The 21,550-nt window shown below is 66.9% G+C and carries 17 protein-coding genes; 6 read left to right on the plus strand and 11 right to left on the minus strand.

Annotated elements, in window-relative coordinates:
• Positions 1–3: 3 nt before the first annotated feature.
• Positions 4–1,839 carry a tetratricopeptide repeat protein gene (locus ACFFJK_RS06245; protein WP_379678310.1) on the minus strand — a complete coding sequence of 612 codons (1,836 nt, stop codon included), beginning with the start codon at positions 1,837–1,839 and terminating at the stop codon, positions 4–6.
• 129 nt (positions 1,840–1,968) lie between these two features.
• On the opposite strand from ACFFJK_RS06245, the gene mutM reads away from it, so the two are divergent.
• The 3 genes from mutM to mutY are packed head-to-tail and all read left to right on the plus strand — an operon-like array spanning position 1,969 to position 5,876.
• Positions 1,969–2,814, plus strand: a complete 846-nt coding sequence (gene mutM / locus ACFFJK_RS06250; protein WP_379678311.1) for a bifunctional DNA-formamidopyrimidine glycosylase/DNA-(apurinic or apyrimidinic site) lyase — start codon at positions 1,969–1,971, stop codon at positions 2,812–2,814.
• Positions 2,815–2,859: 45 nt separating this feature from the next.
• Complete coding sequence (locus ACFFJK_RS06255) at positions 2,860–4,776, plus strand: dynamin family protein (protein WP_379678312.1); 1,917 nt, start codon at positions 2,860–2,862, stop codon at positions 4,774–4,776.
• Positions 4,773–5,876, plus strand: coding sequence for an A/G-specific adenine glycosylase (mutY, locus tag ACFFJK_RS06260; protein ID WP_379678313.1), 1,104 nt, complete (start codon positions 4,773–4,775; stop codon positions 5,874–5,876). The genes ACFFJK_RS06255 and mutY overlap by 4 nt, the downstream gene beginning before the upstream one ends.
• A 192-nt stretch (positions 5,877–6,068) precedes the next feature.
• Here mutY and ACFFJK_RS06265 read toward each other — a convergent pair whose 3' ends face one another.
• From ACFFJK_RS06265 to ACFFJK_RS06300, 8 genes are all read right to left on the minus strand, one after another.
• The gene (locus ACFFJK_RS06265; RefSeq protein ID WP_379678314.1) at positions 6,069–7,211 is read right to left on the minus strand and encodes a deoxyguanosinetriphosphate triphosphohydrolase; all 1,143 of its coding nucleotides are present in this window, start codon (positions 7,209–7,211) and stop codon (positions 6,069–6,071) included.
• The gene (gene aroKB, locus ACFFJK_RS06270) at positions 7,208–8,830 is read right to left on the minus strand and encodes a bifunctional shikimate kinase/3-dehydroquinate synthase AroKB (RefSeq protein WP_379678381.1); all 1,623 of its coding nucleotides are present in this window, start codon (positions 8,828–8,830) and stop codon (positions 7,208–7,210) included. The genes ACFFJK_RS06265 and aroKB overlap by 4 nt, the downstream gene beginning before the upstream one ends.
• Before the next feature lie 136 nt (positions 8,831–8,966).
• Positions 8,967–10,934 (minus strand): Ig-like domain-containing protein, encoded by a 1,968-nt coding sequence (locus ACFFJK_RS06275; protein WP_379678315.1) that lies wholly within the window; start codon positions 10,932–10,934, stop codon positions 8,967–8,969.
• A 40-nt stretch (positions 10,935–10,974) separates the two neighbouring features.
• Positions 10,975–13,176: a type IV pilus secretin PilQ gene (locus ACFFJK_RS06280; protein WP_379678316.1), complete on the minus strand. Its 2,202-nt coding sequence runs from the start codon at positions 13,174–13,176 to the stop codon at positions 10,975–10,977.
• Positions 13,173–13,715, minus strand: a complete 543-nt coding sequence (locus ACFFJK_RS06285; RefSeq protein WP_379678318.1) for a pilus assembly protein PilP — start codon at positions 13,713–13,715, stop codon at positions 13,173–13,175. Before ACFFJK_RS06285 ends, ACFFJK_RS06280 begins: the two co-directional genes overlap by 4 nt.
• Positions 13,712–14,416: a type IV pilus inner membrane component PilO gene (locus ACFFJK_RS06290; protein WP_379678319.1), complete on the minus strand. Its 705-nt coding sequence runs from the start codon at positions 14,414–14,416 to the stop codon at positions 13,712–13,714. Before ACFFJK_RS06290 ends, ACFFJK_RS06285 begins: the two co-directional genes overlap by 4 nt.
• 4 nt (positions 14,417–14,420) lie before the next feature.
• Entirely contained in the window at positions 14,421–15,068 is a 648-nt protein-coding gene (locus ACFFJK_RS06295; RefSeq protein ID WP_379678320.1) for a PilN domain-containing protein, read from the minus strand.
• Entirely contained in the window at positions 15,068–16,132 is a 1,065-nt protein-coding gene (locus ACFFJK_RS06300) for a pilus assembly protein PilM (protein ID WP_379678321.1), read from the minus strand. Before ACFFJK_RS06300 ends, ACFFJK_RS06295 begins: the two co-directional genes overlap by 1 nt.
• A gap of 366 nt (positions 16,133–16,498) precedes the next feature.
• Here ACFFJK_RS06300 and ACFFJK_RS06305 point away from each other — a divergent pair, with 366 nt between their 5' ends.
• On the plus strand, positions 16,499–18,832 hold the full coding sequence (locus ACFFJK_RS06305) for a penicillin-binding protein 1A (RefSeq protein WP_379678322.1): 2,334 nt from the start codon (positions 16,499–16,501) through the stop codon (positions 18,830–18,832).
• 179 nt (positions 18,833–19,011) lie between these two features.
• On the opposite strand, the gene cyaY is transcribed toward ACFFJK_RS06305, so the two are convergent.
• Entirely contained in the window at positions 19,012–19,341 is a 330-nt protein-coding gene (gene cyaY, locus ACFFJK_RS06310; protein ID WP_379678323.1) for an iron donor protein CyaY, read from the minus strand.
• Positions 19,342–19,381: 40 nt separating this feature from the next.
• On the opposite strand from cyaY, the gene lptM reads away from it, so the two are divergent.
• Both lptM and lysA read left to right on the plus strand, forming a co-directional pair.
• A complete protein-coding gene (gene lptM, locus ACFFJK_RS06315) occupies positions 19,382–19,567 on the plus strand; it encodes an LPS translocon maturation chaperone LptM (RefSeq protein ID WP_379678324.1) in 186 nt (61 codons plus the stop codon).
• Between the two features lie 11 nt (positions 19,568–19,578).
• Complete coding sequence (gene lysA / locus ACFFJK_RS06320) at positions 19,579–20,856, plus strand: diaminopimelate decarboxylase (protein ID WP_379678326.1); 1,278 nt, start codon at positions 19,579–19,581, stop codon at positions 20,854–20,856.
• 59 nt (positions 20,857–20,915) lie between these two features.
• On the opposite strand, the gene msrQ is transcribed toward lysA, so the two are convergent.
• Positions 20,916–21,539 (minus strand): protein-methionine-sulfoxide reductase heme-binding subunit MsrQ, encoded by a 624-nt coding sequence (gene msrQ, locus ACFFJK_RS06325; RefSeq protein WP_379678327.1) that lies wholly within the window; start codon positions 21,537–21,539, stop codon positions 20,916–20,918.
• Between the last annotated feature and the right edge of the window lie 11 nt (positions 21,540–21,550).

Here is a 21,550-nt window from a genome sequence, read left to right on the forward strand (position 1 = left end):
ATTTCACAAGGTCTGGCGCAGCCGCGCCAGCGTGCTGCGCAGGGTGTCGTTCTTCGGGTCCTTGGCGCGTGCTTCGCGCCACAGCTGCTGGGCCTCGGCGTGCTGCCCCTTCTGGAACAGCACCTCCCCCAGGTGCACGGCGATCTCCGGATCGCGGCGCAGCGCATAGGCCTGGCGCAGGTATTTCTCGGCCTCGTCGAGCTTGCCCAGGCGGTACTGCACCCAGCCCATGCTGTCCATGATGAAGGGGTCGCCCGGCGCCATCTCGAGCGCCTTGGCGATCAGCGCATAGGCTTCCTGCAGGCGGACGTTGCGCTCGGCCAGCGAATAGCCGAGGGCGTTGTAGGCATGGTGGTTGTCCGGCGCCTGCGCCATCACGGCGCGCAGCTGCTTCTCCATCACGTCGACCCGGCCGATCTTCTCGGCCAGCAGGGCGAAGTCGTACAGCAAGTCCGGGTTCTTCGGGAAGCGCTTGGCTGCCGCCTCCATCAGGGAATAGGCCTCGAGCAGGTGACCGGCATCACGCAGCAGCTGCGCTTCGGCCACGGCCACCTGGGCCTGCTGCGCCGGCTCGCTCGGCTTCAGGCTGGCCAGCAGCTTGCGCCCGCCGGCCAGGTCGCCCCGCTTGGCCAGCAGGCCCGCGCGGCGCAGCTGGGCGCTGAACAGCAGTTGCGGCTCGGTGCCCGCCGGCACTTTCTCGAGCCAGCCGAGCGCGGCGGGGAAGTCGCCGCGTTCCTCGGCCAGCTGGGCCAGGATCAGCAAGGCCCGGGTCGGGTCGCGGTCGTCTTCCGGATTGTGCCCCAGCACCTCGACGAAGCGGGTGAAATAGCCTTCGGCCGCCTGCGTGTCGTTCATCTGGGTAGCCAGCACGCCGAGCGCGTACAGGTTGCCGGCGTCGTCGGGTTTCGCCTTGAGCAGCGCCTCGAACTGCGCGCGCGCCTGCGGGTACTGCTTCTGGTTGACCAGCACGCGGGCATGGGCGGCGCGCACCTCGCGGGCGTCCGGATACGCCTTGAGGAAGGCTTCCAGCAGCGGCGCGACCTGGGCATCGTCGCCGATGGTCTGGGCCAGCATCAGCATCGCGATCTCGGAATCGGGCTTGGCCGCCAGGGCGGCCCGGGCTTCGGCCTGCGCGGTGTCGCGGTCGCCCCGTGCCAGCGCCGCGTGGGCACGCACGGCATGCGCTTCCATGGTGCCGTTGTAGGGCGCGATCACGCGCTCGAGCATGGCGCCGGCCGCTTCCTTGTCCTCGGCGCGGCCCAGCAATTGCTGGATCTGGAACAGCAGCATGCCGCGGCGGTTCGCCGGGGCCTCCTTGAGGCGCTGCACGAAGATCGGCTCGACTTCCGCGATGTTGCCCGATGTGACCACCATCCCGACGAAATACTGGGTCGCCTCGTCCGACGCCGGGTCGAGTTCGCGCCACAGGCGCACCGCGGCCAGGGTGTCGTCGGCCTGCTTGGCCGCCACCGCCATCTCGGCCGCGCGGCGCGCCAGGCGCGGGTCCTTGGTCTGCTGCGCCAGCGACAGCATGGTCAGGTACGGGCCCTGCCAGTCGCCCTTGCGAAACGCGAACTCGGCCTTAAGTAGCTGGTTCAGCATGCTGCTGGTCAGCGCGACCTTCGGCAGGCGCGCCTCGAGCTCGGCGCGCGCCCTGGCTTGCGCCTCTTCTTCATCGGCCGCCGCCGTGGCCTCTGCCGTCTCTTCCTGCTCCTGTCCGAGCGGCTCGTCGGCGGCGCTGGTGCTGGACGCCGTGGCGGATGCCGGCTGCTGTTGCGGCGCGACAGCGCACGCCGCCAGGAGGCTGGAGAGGGTTACAATGACGAAAGCGTTTTTCAAGGCAAGTCCGGGATGTGAGATGTTGTCTGATTCTACGCTGGAGCATGCGCCCGCGTGCACTGCAACGCCGGTTGGACGAATTGCAGCAGCAAACTCGTTGCCAAAGACTTTACACGAATCCCCTCCCCCATGCCTGAACTGCCAGAAGTAGAAGTCACCCGGCGCGGTGTCGCGCCCCATATCGAAAGCCGCGTCGTCGAACAGGCCATCGTCCGCCGCGAAGGCCTGCGCTGGCCCTTCCCGCCCGGCCTGTCCGACCTGCTCGCGGGCCGCCGCATCATCGGCACGGGCCGCCGCGGCAAGTATCTGCTGATCCATTTCGAGCACGGCAGCCTGATCGTCCACCTGGGCATGTCCGGCCACCTGCGCGTGCTGCCGCCGGGGATCGAGCCGCGCAAGCACGACCATTTCGACCTCGTCGTCATGGCGCCCGACGGCGGGCCCGAGGGACGGCAGGTATTGCGCCTGCACGATCCGCGCCGCTTCGGCGCCGTCCTCTGGCATGGCAAGGAGGAAGGCGAGCTCGAAGCGCATCTGCTGCTGCGCGGCCTCGGCGTCGAGCCCCTTGGCGAGCGCTTTTCCGGCGAGCTCCTGTGGCGCGAGACGCGCAAGCGCAGCGCGCCGATCAAGCAGGTGCTGCTGGCGGGCGACATCGTCGTCGGGGTCGGCAACATCTACGCCTGCGAAAGCCTGTTCCGCGCCGGGATCAACCCGAAGACGCCGGCGTCGCGCATCAGCCGTGCCCGCTACGACCGGCTGGCCGAGGCGATCAAGGAGATCCTGGCCGCGGCCATCGTCCAGGGCGGCAGCACCTTGAGAGACTTTATTGCAGTAAACGGACAATCCGGCTATTTCCAGCAGACATATTTCGTCTATGATCGTGCTGGAGTGCCATGCAGAAACTGTGGCGAACCGGTCCGCCAGATCAAGCAGGGGCAGCGCTCGACGTTCTATTGCGTGCAATGCCAGCGTTAGGCTGGAACCGTAGGATTGGCTGTGCCAGTTAACAGGCTTAGGAACATGCAGGATTTTCAACAGTATGGCGCCTGGCGCGCGTCCGTCGCGCAGGCGCTGGAAGGCTATGGCGCCGCCTTGCGCGATGCCGCGCTGATCGACGGCGCCGGCGAGCAGCAGCTCGAACGGGCGCTGGCCCGGCTGCGTGACGATCGCCTGTCGGTTGCCTTCGTGGCCGAGTTCTCGCGCGGAAAAACCGAGCTGATCAACGCGATCTTCTTCGCCGACTACGGCCAGCGCATCCTGCCTTCCAGCGCCGGCCGCACCACGATGTGCCCGACCGAGCTGCTGTACGATCCGGCCCTGCCGCCCTGCATCCGCCTGCTGCCGATCGAGACCCGCGCCGGGCACCTGTCCACCAGCGACTATCGCGACGACAGCGCCAGCTGGACCGTGCTGCCGCTCGATCTCGACACGCCGCAGCAGATGCACGAGACCTTCCACCAGCTGAGCCGCACGCGCCGGGTGGCGCCGTCCGAGGCCGAAGCGTATGGCCTGTGGGACCCGGAAGACCCGGACACCGCCACCAGCCTCGGGGCCGACGGCCGGGTCGAGATCCCGCAGTGGCGCCACGCGATCATCAACCTGCCCCACCCGCTGCTCAAGCAGGGCCTGGTAATCCTCGACACGCCGGGCCTGAACGCGATCGGCACCGAGCCGGAGCTGACGCTCAACCTGATCCCCAATGCGCACGCGGTGCTGTTCATCCTAGCCGCCGAAACCGGCGTGACCAAGAGCGACATCGATGTCTGGCGCACCCACATCGGCGCCGGACCGGGGCGGCTGGCGGTGCTGAACAAGATCGACGCCATGTGGGACGAGCTGAAAACGCCGCTCGAGAACGACGCCGAGATCGCGCGCCAGCAGCAGGACGTGGCCCAGCTCCTCGGCCTGGAGGGCGCGCGCGTGTATCCGGTGTCGGCGCAGAAGGCACTGGTCGGCAAGATCAACGGCGACATGGCCCTGTTCGAGCGCAGCCGCCTCGGCACGCTGGAGGCGGCGCTGTTCCACGACCTGATCCCGGCGCGCAAGGAGATCGTCCAGCGCCAGCTGCACCTCGAGCTCGACCTGCTCGCCGCCGGCGAGCGGGCACTGGCGGCCACGCGCACGCGCGACCTGGTCGAGCAGTTGCAGGAACTGCGCAGCCTGCGCGGCAAGAACCAGGGTGTGATCGCGCACATGATGCGCCGCGTGGAGCTGGAGAAGAAGGAATTCGATGCCAGCCTGTTCAAGCTGCAGGGCACGCGCGCGGTCTTCGCCCGCCTGTCGACCGAGCTGTACTCGACACTGGGCATGGACGCCGTCCAGGACCAGGCCGACGCCGTGCGCGCGGCCATGCAGGCGGCGCGCTTCGCGACCGGCATGCGCGCGCCGGTGCGCGGCTACTTCGAGGCGGTGCGCGCGAACCTCGACGCCTCCTGCGCGAAGATCGACGAGATCGGCGCCATGATGGACACCATGGTTCGCAAGTTCTCGGCCGAGCACGGACTGGCGCTGGCCAGCCCGATGTCGCTTTCCTTCGCCCGTTACCGGCGCGAGATCGACGAGGTCGAAGCGCTGTTCCTGAAGCAGTTCGGCACCGCGACCCTGCTCATGACCAGCCGCGCCACCCTGCTGGCGCGCTTCTTCGATTCGATCGCCTCGCGCGTGCGCCGCATCTTCCGGGCCGCGAACCTCGACGCGGAGAACTGGCTGAAGGTGATCATGGCGCCGCTGGAGGCGGCGATCCGCCAGCACCGCGACGGGCTGCGCGGCCGCCAGGCCTCGATCCAGCGCATCCTCGACGCGACCGACAGCCTGGAGCAGAAGATCGCGGCGCTGGAGGCCACCCGGCAAGCCCTGGAAACCACGCGCGCCGACCTGGCCGGCAGGGCGGCGCAGGTCGCCGCGCTGGCGGCAACCGAGCTGGAAACGGAAACATGAAACGCCTGACCGAATTCGACCAGCTGGCCGACCCGACCTTTTCGCAAGCGGTGATCGACTGGCAACGCAGCCACGGCCGCCACACGCTGCCGTGGCAGAACACGACGGATGCCTACCGCATCTGGCTGTCCGAGATCATGCTGCAGCAGACCCAGGTCGCCGCCGTGCTCGGCTACTACGCGCGCTTCCTGGAGCGCTTCCCGACCGTGCAGGCGCTGGCCGAGGCGCCGCTCGACGACGTCATGGCGCACTGGAGCGGCCTGGGCTACTACACCCGGGCGCGCAACCTGCATGCCTGCGCCAGGCGCGTGGTGCACGATTACGGCGGCGTGTTCCCGGGCGGCCCGGCACTGCTGGCCGACCTGCCCGGCATCGGCCGCTCCACCGCTGCGGCGATCGCCGCCTTCTCGAGCGGCGCGCGGGCCGCGATCCTGGACGGGAACGTCAAGCGCGTGTTCGCGCGCGTGTTCGGCATCGACCAGTATCCCGGCGAGAAGCGCGTCGAGGAAGCGCTGTGGCGGCGTGCCGATGCGCTGCTGCCGGAACAAGGCATCGAAGCGTACACACAGGGCCTGATGGACCTGGGCGCCACGCTGTGCACGCGCAGCCGCCCGGACTGCCCGCGCTGCCCGCTGCAGGCGCGCTGCGTCGCCTACGCGACCGGCCGCACGGCCGAATTGCCGGTACGCAAGCCGAAGAAGACGAGTCCCGAAAAGCGCGCGGCGCTGCTGGTGGTGATCGACCGCGGCCAGGTGCTGCTGGAACAACGGCCATCCACGGGCATCTGGGGCGGGCTGCTGTCGTTGCCGGAGGTGGACGGGCACCTGGGAGTCGAGGTGGAAGCGGTAGCGTCGGCCGAGGTGGCTGCGGCGGCGGCGCAGTTCGGGACGGTGGACGAGGTGCAGGCGCTCAGCCCACTGGTGCACGTGTTCACGCACTACAAGCTGCACATCGCGCCGTGGCAGGTGCGTTTGAACGCCCGCGGCGGCGCCACCGGCAGGCACTTGTGGTGGGACTTGCACGCGATCGCCGATGCGCCGCTGCCGGCGCCGGTCAAGAAGCTGCTGGTGGATTTATCGCAGCCGGGCTTGTTTGGGTGAAAGGCCGCAACTCGATACCTTTATTCCTTCGTTAGCCTGGAGACCGTCATCCCGGCGCAGGCCGGGATCCAATTTTGCGGGCATTCCACTAACGCTTGCGTGCACCTGCCAACATGACGCAACGAACTTGGGTACCGGCCTTCGCCGGAACGACGGGCGAAAGGAGCGGGCCGAAGGCAAGTGGCACGCTGCTCAAAAATGGTCCAGCGAAAAAATCCTTCTGTGCTCCCGGATCGCATACCGGTCCGTCATCCCCGCAATGTAATCCGCAATCTTCCTCGCCTGCCGCATCGGGTCCCCTTCGACCTGGTAATCGGTCGGCAGCAGCACCGGATCGGCCAGGAAGGCGTCGAACAGTTCGCGCACGATGCGGCTGGCCTTCACGCGCATGCGGTTGACCTGGAAGTGACGGTACAGGTTCGCGTACAGGAAGCGCTTGAGCGCCGTGGTTTCGGCGCGCATCTGGTCCGAGAAGCGGATCAGGGGCCGTGACGCGCGCACGTCGTCGATGCTCTGCGGCTGGGCCTCGGCGATCAGCGCCGCCGACGTCTCGACCAGGTCGGCCGTCATGGCCGTGATCATCAGGCGGATTGTCTCGTACAGCGCGCGCCGGCCCGGCAACCCCGGATACTGGGTTTCCACCGTATGCCGGTGGTGCGCGAACAGCTCCACTTCTTCCATCTGCGCCATCGTGAGCAGGCCGGAACGCAGGCCGTCGTCGATGTCGTGGTTGTTGTAGGCGATCTCGTCGGCCAGGTTGGTCAGTTGCGCTTCCAGGCTGGGCTGGCTGCGGTCCATGAAACGGCGCCCGAGCTCGCCCAGCTGGCGCGCATTGGCCAGGGAGCAGTGCTTGAGGATGCCCTCGCGCGTTTCGAAGGTGAGGTTCAGGCCGTTGAAGGCGCCGTAGTGTTCTTCCAGCTCGTCCACCACGCGCAGGCTCTGCAGGTTGTGCTCGAAGCCGCCGTAGTCCTTCATGCACTCGTTGAGCACGTCCTGGCCGACATGGCCGAAGGGTGTGTGCCCGAGGTCGTGCGCCAGCGCTGTTGCTTCGACCAGGTCTTCGTTCAGGCGCAGGCTGCGCGCCAGCGTGCGGCCGATCTGGGCCACCTCGATCGAATGCGTCAGGCGGGTGCGGAACAGGTCGCCCTCGTGGTTGAGGAAGACCTGGGTCTTGTACTCGAGCCGGCGGAAGGCCGTCGAGTGGATGATGCGGTCGCGGTCGCGCTGGAACTCGCTGCGCGAACCTGCCGGCGGCTCGATGTGGGTCCGGCCGCGCGACTTCGACGAATGGGCTGCGTAGGGAGCGAGGCGTGCGTCGAAGTCCATGGCGATCATTCCTCTGATGCGTGCACGCAGGCGGCCAGCGTGGCCTTCAGGACTTCGAGCGGCACCGTCGTGATCGACGGGCTGCCCAGCGGCTTGAGCAGGATGAACTTGATCGCCCCGCCCTCGTTCTTCTTGTCCACGGACATCAGTTCGATCCAGCGCTGTTCGCCCAGGTCGGGCGCCACGACCGGCAGGCCGGCCGCCTTTACCAGGGCGCGCACGCGGTCGACGGTGGCGCCGTCGACCAGGCCGAGGCGCGCCGACAGGTCGGCCGCCATCACCATGCCGCAGCCGACGGCTTCGCCGTGCAGCCAGTTGCCGTAGCCGAGGCCTGACTCGATCGCATGGCCGAAGGTGTGGCCGAAGTTGAGCACCGCGCGCAGGCCGCCTTCGCGCTCGTCCTTGCGCACCACGTCGGCCTTGATCTCGCACGAGCGCGCGATCGCGTAGGCCATCGCCTCCGGCTCGCGTGCCACCAGCTTGTCGATGTTGCGCTCGATCCAGGCGAAGTAGTCGGCGTCGAGGATGGCGCCGTGCTTGATCACCTCGGCAAGGCCGGCCGACAGTTCGCGCGGCGGCAGCGTATCGAGCGTGGCGGTGTCGGCGATCACGGCGCGCGGCTGGTAGAAGGCGCCGATCATGTTCTTGCCAAGCGGGTGGTTGATGCCGGTCTTGCCGCCCACCGAGGAATCGACCTGCGACAGCAGCGTCGTCGGCACCTGGACAAACGGCACGCCGCGCATGTAGCTGCTCGCGGCAAAGCCGGTCAGGTCGCCGATCACGCCGCCGCCCAGCGCCACCAGGGTGGTCTTGCGGTCGCATTTGTTGGCCAGCAGCGCGTCGAACACCAGGTTCAGCGACTGCCAGTTCTTGTGTTCCTCGCCGTCCGGCAGGACGATCTCGACCACCTCGCGGCCCGCGGCGCGCAGCGCGCCGGCGACCTTCGCCAGGTACAGCGGGGCGACGGTCGTGTTGGTGACGATGGCGGCCTTGCCGCCGTCGATGTGGCGCGCCAGCAGCGCGCCGTCGTCCAGCAGGTTCGGGCCGATTACGATGGGGTAGCTGCGCTCGCCCAGTTCGACGTTGAGGATGGTAGGGTGCGGTTCGTTCATCGGGTCGCTTGCCAGCCGCTGCGCGTGTGCCGTACCGAGCGCCGCGAGCTGGTCCAAAATGGTCTGTACCATCGATTGTACGTTAGGTCGGCCGGTGTCGACGGTCAGGTCCGCAATCTCGCGGTAGAGCGGATCGCGCTGGGCCAGCAGCGCTTCCAGCTTGGCGCGCGGGTCGGCCGTCTGCAGCAACGGCCGGTTCTTGTCGTGCGAGGTGCGTTGCAGGATGCTGCCGATCGCGGCGCGCAGGTAGATCACGGTGCCACGCTCGGCCAGCAGGGCGCGGCTGGCCGGGTCCAGCACGGCGCCGCCGCCGGTGGCCAGCACCAGGCCGTCCTGGGCGGTCAGCTCGCGGATCATCTCCGCTTCGCGCCGGCGGAAACTCGCCTCGCCTTCGATCTCGAAGATCCAGGGGATCGAGGCGCCGGTGCGGGCTTCGATCTCGTGGTCGGAATCGACGAAGCGCTTGCCGAGCCGGCGCGCCAGCTGGCGCCCGATGGTGGTCTTCCCGGCTCCCATCAGGCCGACGAGGAAGATGTTGTTGTTCTTGGGATGAGGCACTGCCAGGTCCGCAGAAATAAAAAAGACGGCCAGTATAGACCGGCCGCCTCTTTTTGCGTCAAACCTCTTGCTTCAAATGCTACGCGTGAAGCGATCAGGGACAGCTGAACGTGACCCGGAACGGGATCAGGGTGGTGTTGCCTTTCGGCGTCGTGACCGTCACGTCGAAGGTCGCCACGCTGCCGGCCGTGCACGGTTTGGTGCCGCTGCTGCTGATCGTGAACCGGTGCGTCGAGCCCTGGCGGCCGGCAACCGTGTTGCCGGTCGGGTCGTCGACGCCCGACGCATTGTGCGGCAGGATGTTCGGGACGGTGCCCGGGACGACGCCGACGACGCTGCCGTTGGCGATCCCGGTGACCTGGACGGTCGAGCCGGCCGGCATCGGATTCAGGTTCAGGTCGTTCAGCTGCAGCGTGAAGACCAGTGGAACGTCTGCCGGGACCGGGCCGATCGCGACCGTCTGATTCCTCGGCAGCGCCGTGGTCGCATCACCGAGGAAGACGTGCTCCGCATAGGGGCCACTGAAGAAGACCGCCGATTTCGCGAACTGCGTCACCGTGCCGTCGGTCGTGCTGGCGCAGATCGTGGCCACACCGCGGCGGGTGGCGTCGGGCGAAGAACCGGGACCGGTATTGCACGGCGTGACCGGGGTGTTCGGCAGCGGTAGGCGTGGGTTTTGCGTACGGAACTCGACCGAGCAGCCCCCGTTGAGCGTGTTGCATCCACCTCTGCTGGACGAGCCGATTGCTCCCATGTTGGTCTGGAACACCACGGGGGTGCCGTCGGCGACCGGATTGCCGAACTGGTCCGCCAACAGGATGTTGAACGTGGTCGCAGGCACGAGCGGCCCGCTGTCGTAGTTCCAGCCTTCCAGGTTGGAGGTGCCCACGCTCAGCGAGACCGAGCGCTGCACCGGCAAGCCGGTCGTCACGACGATGGAATCGGACGTGGTCGAAATGTTGGGGCGCGAGGCGGTGGCCGTCTGCGGCAGGGTCGCCTGGACGCGGAAAGTGGTCGGGGTGCTGCGCGAATTCACGGTGGTGATGACTTCGCCATTCTGGTCGGTGGTGTCGGTCAGCTTGTTCAGCGTCACCGCGCCTTCCGGCGCCACGCTGAAGTCGACGCGCTGGCCCACCAGCGGGCGGTCGAAGATATCGAATACGCGGAAGCGCAAGGTCGCGGTTTCGGTGCGGTTGATGCCGCCCTGCCCCTGGATCACGATCGATTTATCGTCTGGAATCGCAGAGACGAACTGCACCGATGCCGCTGCAGGCGGTGCGATCTGCAGCGATGCGGTTGCCGGTGTGGTGACGCCATCGGCGGATGCCGTGATGATGTCGTTGTTCCCGCAACCCTGGTCACGGTACACCGCCTTCGCCGTTCCGCCCGTGGTCGTCGCAGTCGCCGCCAGGGTCGCCTTGCCGGCCGCCACGCACGCGGAGGTCAGGCGCACGGTCACGCCCTGTGCGGTGTACAAGGCGCCGTTGGCCAGCACGTCGACCGCGATGTCGGTCGAGTCGTAGGCCGCGATGCTCGGCTTCGACAGGCGCAGTGCGCTGAAGGTCAAGGCGGTGGCCCCGACCGAATAATTGGCTTCGCTGGTTACCGTGGTACCGGCAACGACCGCGGTCGCGGTCACCTTGCCGGCGCCGCCTGCCGCCAGGCTGGCAGTGCGCAGGGTCACGGTGGCGACGCCGCTGGCGTCGGTCAGGCTGGTGCCCGCGCTCGGCGAGAACACGGCCAGCTCCGGGTCGGTTGCGAAGGAGACGATCGCGTTGGGCACTGGTTGCCCGGCCTGGTTGCGCACCACGGCGCGCACGGTCAGCGGGGTGGCCCCCGTCAGCGAATTGCTTGCCTGGCCGCTCGCGTTGACGAAGCTCGTGGTCACGGTCGGCCCGGCCGGCACGACCGGGCCGGACCCGCCGGTGCCGCCGCCGGTGCCGCCAGTGCCGCCGCTGCCGGTCGTGGCGCCCGGATTGCCGCCGCCGCCGCCGCAGGCCGACAGCGCTGCCGCCAGCAGCAGCGCCAGGCTGGCGCGGGTGTAGTTGTTCTTGTTGTTCATGTTGTTGTCGTTCTTATCGATTGTCGGTTGATTGTGCGGCTCAGCGCCCCGCCGCGGCGTCGGCCACGATCTTCGGCGTGATGAACACCAGCAGTTCGGTCTTGGTGTTTTCGCGGCCGGTCGTCTTGAACAGGTAGCCGAGCAGCGGCACGTCGCCGAGCAGCGGCACCTTGGTCTCGTTGTTGCGTTCGGTCTGCTGGTAGATACCGCCCAGCACCACCGTGCCGCCGTTCTCGACCATCACCTTGGTCTTGACGTGCTGGGTGTTGATCGCGAAGCCGGCGCGGGTTTCCTCGCCCTTCGAGTCCTTGTTGACATCGACGTCGAGCACGACGTTGCCGTCCGGCGTGATCTGCGGCGTCACTTCCAGGCGCAGGTTGGCCTTCTTGAAGGTGATCGAGGTCGCGCCGCTGCTGGTGGCGACCTGGTACGGCAGTTCGATACCCTGCTCGATGACGGCGATCTGCTTGTCTTCGGTGACCACGCGCGGGCTCGAGATGATCTTGCCCTTGCCATCGGCCTCCAGCGCCGACAGTTCGAGGTTCAGGAAGCGGTTGGCGGCCGACGAGAACAGGCTGAAGGCCAGCGAGGACGGCGCCACGCCGCCGATGTTCGCGGCCGGCAGGTTCACCATCGTGGTGTTGGTATAGCCATCGCCCTCATCCGGGGTCTGGCCGGTGACCTGGCCGACGCCGGTCAGGTTGCCGCCGATGGCAACGCGCTCGTTGCCCCTGACCTGCCAGCCCGAGTCGCCGCCACGCAGGGTGCGCAGGTCGGCAAAACCGAGCTTGGCGCCGAGGTTGCGCGAGAAGCCGTCGTTCGCCTCCACCAGGCGCGCCTCGATCAGCACCTGTTTCGAGGCGACGTCGGTTTTCTGGATCAGCTTGCGGATGTCCTCGATCTTCGAGGCGATGTCGGTAATGAACAGCTGGTTGGTGCGCGCGTCGATGATCGCGCTACCGCGCCGCGACAGTACGCGGTTCTTGCTGTCGGCGCTGGCCGCGCCGTTGGCGTCCAGGCCGAACACGGTGCGGAAGGCTTCGGCCTTCTGGTAGTTCAGCTGGAAGATCTCCGAGCGCAGCGGCTCGAGGTCGGCGATCTGGGCGCGCTGCTCGAGCTCGAGCTTTTCCTTGGTCAGCAGTTCTTCCTTCGGCGCGATCCACAGCACGTTGCCGTTCTTGCGCATGTCCAGGCCCTTGGCCTGCAACACCACGTCCAGTGCCTGGTCCCATGGCACCTCGCGCAGGCGCAGGGTCAGGCTGCCGGTGACGGAATCGCTGGTGATGATGTTCAGGCCGGAGATGTCGGCGATGGCTTGCAGCGCGGCGCGCACTTCCACGTTCTGGAAGTTGAACGACAGCTTCTCGCCGCGGTAGCCGGTGCTGCCCTGCGCCAGCCTGTTGGGGTCTTCCTTGATCGGGCGGACATCGACCACCAGCTGGGTGTCGCTCTGGTAGACCGACTGCTCCCAGAGACCCTGCGCGTCGATGGTCATGCGCACGTTCTCGCCCTGGGCAAGCGTGGTGATGCGCGACACCGGGGTGCCGAAATCGGTCACGTCGAGGCGGCGGCGCAGGGTTTCCGGCAGGCCGGTCTTGAGGAAGTCGACCAGGATCTGGTTACCGACCTGGCGCACGTCGACGCCGACCTGTCCGTTGGGCAGGTCGACCACGACGCGGCCTTCGCCGTTGGTGCCGCGGCGGAAGTCGAGATTGCGCAGCATCTGCCGTCCTGCCGCGGCGGCCGGTGCGGCGGCGACCGGCAATCCGGACGCGTTCACCGCCTGCGCCACGCCGCCCGAGCCTTCCACGGTGACGATCACGGATTTGCCATCGACGGCCGCTGCATAGCTGAGCGGGCGGGCCAGGTTCAGCACCAGGCGGGTGCGCTCGCCCGCCTGCACCAGGTTCAGGCCGCGCACGTCGCCGAGGTTGATGTCCTGCGCGGTCTTGCCGGTGGCGTTGGCGGTGGCGCCGAAGTCGAGCGCGATGCGCGCCGGGTTGGTGATCGAGAAGCCGATCGGCGGCTTGGCAAGGGCTTCGCGCATGGCGATGTTCAGGACGACGTTGGCGCCCTGCTGGTTGGCCGTGATCGACTCGATCGCGTTGGCCTGCGCATGGGCCTGCGCCTGGGCCAGCACCGCGCCGAGCGCCAGCAGTGCCAGCGGGAGCCGGACGCAGCGCGCCAGCCAGCCCGGCACGGCGATGCGGACGGTGCGACTATTGTTCTTATGTGGCGTCATTTCCCGGTCTCCTTGCTTTCCCGCAGCTCGATCGTCGCCTTGCGCTCGACCCAGTCGCCGGTGGCGTCCTGCACTACTTCCCTGATGTCGATCGCGCCTTCGCTAATCCGCGTGATCACCCCGTGATTCTGGCCGATGCGCTGGCCGGCCCTGACCTGGTAGATCGCGGCATCGATCTGCACCAGCGCATAATTGGCGCCGCCTTTCTGCAGCGTGCCGACCATCCGCATCGTGTCGAGCGGGTAATTCTCGAGCAGCTCGCGCTGGCGCGTGTCGTCCGGCTGCAGCGGGTTGCCCGATGCCGCCGACACGCGCGCCATTTCACCCAGCAGCTTGTCCTGGCTGAACGGTTCGGTCGCGCCGCCCGGATTGTAAGCGTAGGGGACGAACTGCTTCGGTTCCGGCAGCGGCTTGACGGCCGGCCTGGTGTCGCGTTCGACCTGTTCCATCCAGTTGCGCACTTCCTTCACGTCGCCGTCGCCGCATCCGGCGAGCAGCAGCGCGGCGCCGAGGGCGCACAGCATTTGCGGGCGCATCATGTGGCCGCTCCCTTGTCTTGCTTGGCGGTCTTGCTGCCCTTCTTGCCCTTGCCTTTGCCCTTCTTGTCGTCGCGCGCCTTCTTCTGCGCGCTGATCTCGTCCGGATCGAGGTAACGGAAGGTCTTGGCCACGGCTTCGAGCGACAGCACGCCGTCTTTCGACGTGACCGACATGTTGTTGAGCGTGACGATGCGCGGCAGGTTGGCCATGTCGGCGGCAAAGGCGCCGACATCGTTGTACCTGCCGCTCACCTTGATGTCGATCGGCAGCTCGGCGTAGTAGTCGCGCACCACTTCCTGGCCCGGCTTGAACAGCTCGAACTGCAGGCCGCGGCCGACGCCGGCCTGGTTGATGTCCGACAGCAGGTCCGCCATCTCGGACTTGTTCGGCAGCTGCTTCTCGAGGCGGGCCACGTACTGGTCGACCTGTGCCTTCTGGGCCTGCAGGGCCTCGAGGTTGATGGCCTGGGCCATCTTGTTCTTGTATTCGGCGCGCAGCGTGGCTTCTTCCCTGGCGCCCTTCTTCTGCTTCTCGAACTGGCCGTCCCAGTAGAAGAAGTAGCCGAGGCCGACGACGGCCGCCATCACGCCGGCGGCGCACAGCACGCGCGGCGCCAGCGGCCACTGGCCGGGCGGGCGGCCCTGCAGGTTCTGGAACTGCGAGGACAGCTGGGCGCCGAGGTCCTTGATATCGATATTCATGTGCTCAGCCTGCCTTCCTGCCGGACTGCTTGAGCGGCTTCCTGGCCGCCAGCTCCGCGTCCGCCTTCTCGTCGCCGGCGCCTTCTTCCTGGTCGCGCGGGCGCTTGATCGCAACGTCCATCGTGAATTCGACGACCTTGCGCCCGGTCTTGCTTTGCGCCAGGGTGGCGACCTTCACCTCGGTCAGCGTGGGGCGTTCGAGCCAGGGCGAGGCGCCGGACACGTTGCGCAGCAGCTCGGCCACGCGCTCCTGCGACTGGGCATAGCCGGCCAGCGCCACCTTCTGGCCGTCCTGGCGGAACGACTTCAGGTACATGCCTTCGGGCGTCTGGCGCACCAGTTCGTCGAGCAGGTAGACCGGCTGGTTGCGGTCGCCCTGCAGGTCTTCGACCGCCTGCTGGCGCGCCTTGAGGGCTTCGATTTCTTCCTTCAGCGTCTTGATGTCGCCGATCTTCTTGTCGAGCTCGGCACTGGCGGTCTTGAGCACCAGGTTGCGCTCGTTCTGGACCGCAATGCGACTGGCGTTGTAGGCGCCCACCAGCAGGACCACGGCGGCGCCGGCGATGCCGCCAGCGGCCATCAGGGCCACGAACGCCGCCTGTTTCTGCTTGCGCTTGGCTTCCCGATGGGGTAACAGGTTAATGCGGATCATCAGTCGAACCTCCGCAGTGCAAGGCCGCAGGCGACCAGGTAGGCCGCGCCTTCCTGGCGCAGTTGCTGTTCACGCACCTGCGGGCCATACGACATGCCCTCGAACGGCGCCACGATGCTGCTGGCGATGCGGGTGCGGCTGCCGATCAGTTCGAGCAGGCCGGGCAGCGCGGCGCAGCCGCCGGCCAGGTACAACTGGTCGATCCGGGTATAGGGCGTGGACGTGAAGAAGAACTGGATCGCGCGCGTGATCTCGAGCGCGGCGTTTTCCAGGAACGGGGCCAGGAGCTCGGCGCGGAAGTTCTCCGGCAGGTCGCCCGCACGCTTGCGGGTTTCCGCTTCCTCGAACGACAGCCCGTAGGTGCGCACGATGTCCTGGGTGAGCTGGGTGCCCCCGAAAGGCTGCTCGCGCTCGTAGAGCGTGTCGCCGTCCTGCAGCACCGAAACGTGGGTGGACTGGGCGCCGATCTGGAACAGCGCCACGATCCGGCCCGGCTTGGCGGCGGCGGCGCGATCGAGGGCGGCGCGGGCGGCGTAGGACTCGATGTCCATCACGGTGGCGGTGAGGCCGGCCGCTTCGGCGATCGCCACGCGGTCCTCGATCTTTTCGCGGCGCGCGGCGGCCAGCATGACTTCCATGTCTTCCGCCGAGCTCGGCGCCTGGCCGATCACGTCGAAGTCGAGGCTGACTTCGTCGAGCGCGAACGGGATGTACTGGCTGGCTTCCGACTCCACCTGCACTTCCAGCTGGTCTTCGGACAGGCCGGCAGGCAGGATGATCTTCTTGGTGATGACGGCGGCCGGCGGCATGCCGAGGGCGACGTGCCTGGCCTTGGTGCCGCTTTTCTTGAGGACGCGGCGCACGGCCTCGGCCACGGCATCGATGTTTTCGATGTTGCCGTCCACGACCGCGCCACGCGGCAGTTGTTCGGCGGCATAGTGCTCCAGGCGCACCTCGCCCTTGCCGGCGTCGGCCAGCTCGACCAGGCGAACGCCCGATGTGCTGATGTCGAGCCCGGCCAAGGGCGGACTGGACTTTCCGAACAAGGAACCTAGATTGATCACGAGCGTACTCCCTGGCTGCCCCTCCTGACGTCGCAGGATGTGATGTTGAACGCCCGCGCGGGGATATTTGCCTCTATAAACACATACTTAGTGCACATATATGAGGCACCGCGTTAGATCGTAGCGAAAAGGATGCACCCAGACAAGATATTTCTGCGCAGGAACATGACAATCCGGCGCGTGCGCGCCACACTCTAACGAGGGGTGTTATCAGCCCTGCCACGACCGTTTCCAGCTTGATATTGTTGAGCGGCCGATTCGGTCCGACTTCGGCGTGTTTCTGGGCGAACTCGTTTCGGGTTGGGAAACGGCTGCCTTATAATGAGGCGGTTCAACGAAGAAAATTTCTACAAAGCGAAAGCCAGCATGAAAGAGAAACAAGCCGGGGCGTCAGCCTCGTCGAAATACAGCCCGAAACGCCTGATCCTGATGGCCCTCGGCGCCATCAGCGGCCTGGCGGTCATCGGCGTGCTGGTGGTGGTGTTCGCGCTCGCGATGGCCTACCCGAACCTGCCGGCGCTCGACACCATCACCGACTATCGCCCCAAGATGCCGCTGCGGATCTTCACCGCGGATAACGTCCTGATCGGCGAATTCGGCGAGGAACGCCGCACCCTGGTGCGTTTCAAGGACATCCCCGACGTGATGAAGAAGGCGGTGCTCTCGATCGAGGACGACCGTTTCTACGAGCACAGCGGCGTCGACTACTGGGGCATCCTGCGCGCCGCGTTCAAGAACGCCACCAGCAGCACGCGCCAGGGCGCCTCGACCATCACCCAGCAGGTGGCGCGCAACTTCTTCCTGTCGTCGGAGCAGACCTTCAAGCGCAAGGCCTATGAGGCGATGCTGGCCTGGAAGATCGAGAAGAACCTCTCGAAGGACCAGATCCTGGAGCTGTACATGAACCAGATCTACCTGGGCCAGCGCGCCTTCGGCTTCCAGTCGGCGGCCCAGATCTACTTCGGCAAGGACCTGAGCGAGATCAGCGTGGCCGAAGCCGCGATGCTGGCCGGCCTGCCGAAGGCGCCGTCGGCCTACAACCCGGTCGTCAACCCGACCCGCGCCAGGACGCGCCAGCAGTACATCCTGCAGCGCATGCACTTGCTCGGCTACATCACCGACGCCCAGTACGAGCAGGCGAAGAACGAGCCGCTCAAGATCAAGACCGACAGCACCGCCTTCGGCGTGCATGCCGAGTACGTGGCCGAGATGGCGCGCCAGCTGGTCTATGAACAGTTCAAGGAAGACACCTACACGCGCGGCCTGAACGTGTTCACCACCATCACCAAGGCCGACCAGGACGCGGCCTACCTCGCCGTGCGCCGCGGCGTGATGGAGTACGAGCGCCGCCATCCCTACCGCGGGCCGGAGTCCTATATCGACATCCCGAAGGACAAGCAGGACGCCGACGAAGCCATCGAGGCCGAACTGGCCGAGCATCCGGACAGCGACAACATCGTCGCCGCCATCGTGCTGCAGGCCTCGCCGAGCCAGGTCACGGCCACCATCGCTTCCGGCGAGACCATCAAGATGAGCGGTTCCGGCCTGGCCTTCGCCAAATCCTGGCTGTCCGAGAAGGCCGCGCCGAACCGCCGCCTGCGCCGGGGCGCCGTGATCCGCGTGATGCAGGACGACGAATCGAAGTGGATCATCACCCAGATGCCGGAAGTCGAATCGGCCTTCGTTGCGGCCAGCACCGAGGACGGCGCGATCCGGGCGCTGGTGGGCGGCTTCGACTTCAACCGCAACAAGTTCAACCACGTGACGCAGGCCTGGCGCCAGCCGGGCTCCTCGTTCAAGCCCTTCATCTATTCGGCTTCGCTCGAGCGCGGCCTGTCGCCGGCGACCGTCGTCAACGACGCCCCGATCAGTTTCGACGCCGGCCAGACCGGCGGCCAACCCTGGGTGCCGAAAAACTACGACAACCGCTACGAAGGCCCGATGACGATGCGGCGCGGCCTGTCGCAGTCGAAGAACATGGTCTCGATCCGCATCCTGAACAAGATCGGCGCGCGCTACGGCCAGGAATTCGCGACCCGTTTCGGCTTCGAGCCGGAGCGCAACCCGGCCTACCTGACGCTGGCGCTGGGCGCCGGTTCGACCACGCCGCTGCAGATGGCGGGCGCGTATGCGGTGTTCGCCAACGGCGGCTACCGCATCAGCCCCTACATCATCTCGAAGGTGACCGACAGCGACGGCAAGGTGCTGTCCGAGGCCCGGCCGGACCGCGCCGGCATCGAGGCCAACCGCGTGATCGACGCGCGCAACGCCTTCCTGATGGACAGCATGCTGCGCGACGTGGTGCGCTTCGGTACCGCGACCAAGGCGCTGTCGCTCAAGCGCACCGACCTGGCGGGCAAGACCGGCACCACGAACGACTCGATCGATGCCTGGTTCGCCGGCTACAACCCGAAGATCGTGGGTGTCGCCTGGATGGGTTACGACCAGCCCAAGAACCTGGGCAACCGCGAAACCGGCGGCGGCCTGGCCCTGCCGATCTGGATCAACTACATGGGCAAGGCGCTCAAGGGCGAGGAAAACGTCGAGCGCGAGGTACCGCCGGGACTGGTGCTGTACAACGGCGAGTACTACTACGCCGAGAACCCGCCGGGCACCGGCGTGCAGTCGCTCGACGTCGGCCCGCCGCCGGCGCCGGCCGAGCAGAAGCAGCGCGACGCGGTCAGGAACGAGCTGTTCTGATTTTTGACCAATTGGTAAAAAATGGCGGCCCTTGGGCCGCCATTTTTGTAGGGAGGTCGGCTCTGCCGACCATGCGTTCACATCCCGCTTGAGCAGACGCGACGATTTTTAGCGTCGCGCCGGACGCGCTGAGCACGCTGGCCCAGCGAGGTGGATCACACGCCGTCCACCCTGCAATATCAGCCCAGCGCCACCGGCGCGCCGCCCTGCTGGGTCGCGCATTCGGACAGCGCCGCGAACAGCTCGGTGTCGTCGCGCGTGTTGCGCCACTCCTCGCCCACGCGCTTGTAGTGGTAGCCGCCGGCACGCGCCGCCATCCACATTTCCTGCAAGGGCGCCTGGCTGTTGACGATGATTTTCGAGCCATTGCGCAGGAATTCGATTTCCAGCACGTTGCCGCTGCGCTTGCATTCGACGTCGACCACGTCGGCATCGTTCAGGCGGTCGAACGCCTCTTCGATGCGGTCCAGGGTGCTTTCGGCCAGCGCCAAAAATTCGGATTCGGTCATGCTACACTCCAAAGTCTGCCAATAAACCCCCATTCTAATCGTGAAGTCCACCATCGCACTGCTTTCCGGCGCCGGCCTCGTCGCCGCCGCCCTGGCCGGCTGCGGCCAGACGGGTCCGCTGTACATGCCGACCCCGCCCGCCAAGCCTGCTCCAGTGGCTGTTCCCGAGCAGCCGGCCCAACCTGTTCCATCCAACAACGCCTCGACCCCGGCCCCGACCAAGTAATCCTTATCCACATGTCGCACTTCCAGTACCAGAACGGCGTCCTGCACGCCGAGGGCGTCGCCCTGCCCGCCATCGCCGAACAATTCGGCAGCCCGACCTATGTCTATTCGAAAGCCGCGCTGCTGGAGAATTTCCGTTCCTACGCCGATGCCTGCACCGGCCGTGACGCGCTGGTGTGCTACGCAATGAAAGCCAACTCGAACCTGGCCATCCTCGACCTGCTGGCGCGCGAAGGCGCCGGCTTCGACATCGTCTCGGGCGGCGAGCTGCTGCGCGTGATCGCCGCCGGCGGCGACCCGGGCAAGACCATCTTCTCGGGCGTCGGCAAGACCGTCGAGGAAATGAAGCTGGCGCTGGAGAAGGGCATCCTGTGCTTCAACGTGGAGTCGATTCCCGAACTGCACCGCCTCAACGAGGTGGCCGGCAGCATGGGCAAGCGCGCCCCGGTGTCGCTGCGCGTGAACCCGAACGTGGACGCCAAGACCCACCCGTACATCGCCACCGGCCTGAAGGCCAACAAGTTCGGCGTGGCCTTCGACGACGCGCTCGCGACCTACCGCACCGCCGCGTCGCTGCCGCACCTGGACGTGGTCGGCATCGACTGCCACATCGGCTCGCAGCTGCTGGACGACGCCCCGCTGCTCGAAGCGCTCGACAAGCTGATCGAGCTGATCGACACCCTGGCCGCCGACGGCGTCAATCTGCACCACCTCGACATCGGCGGCGGCCTGGGCGTGAACTACGGCGCCGAAGGCGACAAGCCACCGGTGCCGGTGGGCGACTACCTGGGCCGCCTGTTCGCGCGCATCGACGCCTGGCGCCTTGACAAGCACGACGGCAAGCCGATCAAGGTGATCTTCGAGCCGGGCCGCTCGATCGTGGCCGACACCGGCGTACTGCTCACCAAGATCGAATTCCTGAAGCCGGGCGTGGAAAAGAACTTCGCCATCGTCGACGCCGCCATGAACGACCTGATGCGCCCGACCCTGTACCAGGCCTGGATGGGCGTGCAGCCGGTGGTGCCGCGCGAAGGCGAACAGCTGACCTATGACGTGGTCGGCCCGGTGTGCGAATCGGGCGACTGGCTGGCACGCGAGCGCGACCTGGCCGTCGAACCGGGCGACCTGCTGGCGATCATGACCGCGGGTGCCTACGGCATGACGATGGCTTCGAACTACAACACGCGCGGGCGCGCGGCCGAGGTGATCGTCGACGGCGACGGGGTCCACGTCATTCGCCAGCGCGAGAATCCGGCCGACCTGTTTGCGCTGGAAACGATGCTGAAATAAACCTGTGCCACGCTCGTGGCACAGTGTTCACCGCAGGGTGGCCGGCAGAGCCGTCCACCCTACGCCCGCGCGGCCTGTGTCTTCTTCGCCGCGCTCCAGTACACCCGCAACCCCAGTAGCAGCGCCACGATCGCGCCAAAGATGATCGGCTCCTGGAAATCGTTCTTCCCCGCCTTCATCCACCAGAAATGCAGGATGCCCAGCGGCGCGATCAGGTAGACCAGCCGGTGCAGCCACTGCCAGCGCCTGCCGCCCAGTTTCTTGATCATCGCATTGGTGCTGGTCGCCGCCAGCGGAATCAACAGCACGAAGGCGATGAAGCCGACCGTGATGAACGGTCGCTTCACCACGTCCTTGAGCATTTCCGCGACGTCAAAAAAATGGTCGAACCAGAAGAAGCAGGTGAAGTGCAGCAGCGCGTAGAAGAACGCGAACAAGCCCAGCATGCGGCGCAGGCGCACGGTCCAGTTCCAGCCGGTGAGGCGGCGCAGCGGCGTCACGCCCAAGGTAATGCAGAGAAAATACAGGGCCCAGTCGCCGGTGCCGCGCGTGAGGTATTCGAGCGGTTCGACCGGCACGCCCTGCGCCACCAGCCAGGCCATGCGCAGGAAAGGCAGCAGCGCCAGCACGAACACCGCCGCTTTCAGCCAGCCGACCTGCTTGTTGGACGGGTTGAACGCCACGGCTTGCTCTC

It is taken from the genome of Massilia consociata, from assembly GCF_042432755.1.
Lineage (GTDB): Bacteria > Pseudomonadota > Gammaproteobacteria > Burkholderiales > Burkholderiaceae_D > Telluria > Telluria consociata.

What these genes read in the sequence shown, in the direction of transcription:
- ACFFJK_RS06295 (WP_379678320.1), bottom strand. Translation starts at nt 15,068, where the DNA reads ATGATCCGCATTAACCTGTTACCCCATCGGGAAGCCAAGCGCAAGCAG.
- ACFFJK_RS06280 (WP_379678316.1), bottom strand. Translation starts at nt 13,176, where the DNA reads ATGACGCCACATAAGAACAATAGTCGCACCGTCCGCATCGCCGTGCCG.
- cyaY (WP_379678323.1), bottom strand. Translation starts at nt 19,341, where the DNA reads ATGACCGAATCCGAATTTTTGGCGCTGGCCGAAAGCACCCTGGACCGC.
- ACFFJK_RS06255 (WP_379678312.1), top strand. Translation starts at nt 2,860, where the DNA reads ATGCAGGATTTTCAACAGTATGGCGCCTGGCGCGCGTCCGTCGCGCAG.
- ACFFJK_RS06265 (WP_379678314.1), bottom strand. Translation starts at nt 7,211, where the DNA reads ATGATCGCCATGGACTTCGACGCACGCCTCGCTCCCTACGCAGCCCAT.
- ACFFJK_RS06285 (WP_379678318.1), bottom strand. Translation starts at nt 13,715, where the DNA reads ATGATGCGCCCGCAAATGCTGTGCGCCCTCGGCGCCGCGCTGCTGCTC.
- mutM (WP_379678311.1), top strand. Translation starts at nt 1,969, where the DNA reads ATGCCTGAACTGCCAGAAGTAGAAGTCACCCGGCGCGGTGTCGCGCCC.
- ACFFJK_RS06290 (WP_379678319.1), bottom strand. Translation starts at nt 14,416, where the DNA reads ATGAATATCGATATCAAGGACCTCGGCGCCCAGCTGTCCTCGCAGTTC.
- ACFFJK_RS06305 (WP_379678322.1), top strand. Translation starts at nt 16,499, where the DNA reads ATGAAAGAGAAACAAGCCGGGGCGTCAGCCTCGTCGAAATACAGCCCG.
- aroKB (WP_379678381.1), bottom strand. Translation starts at nt 8,830, where the DNA reads ATGGGAGCCGGGAAGACCACCATCGGGCGCCAGCTGGCGCGCCGGCTC.
- lysA (WP_379678326.1), top strand. Translation starts at nt 19,579, where the DNA reads ATGTCGCACTTCCAGTACCAGAACGGCGTCCTGCACGCCGAGGGCGTC.
- mutY (WP_379678313.1), top strand. Translation starts at nt 4,773, where the DNA reads ATGAAACGCCTGACCGAATTCGACCAGCTGGCCGACCCGACCTTTTCG.
- ACFFJK_RS06275 (WP_379678315.1), bottom strand. Translation starts at nt 10,934, where the DNA reads ATGAACAACAAGAACAACTACACCCGCGCCAGCCTGGCGCTGCTGCTG.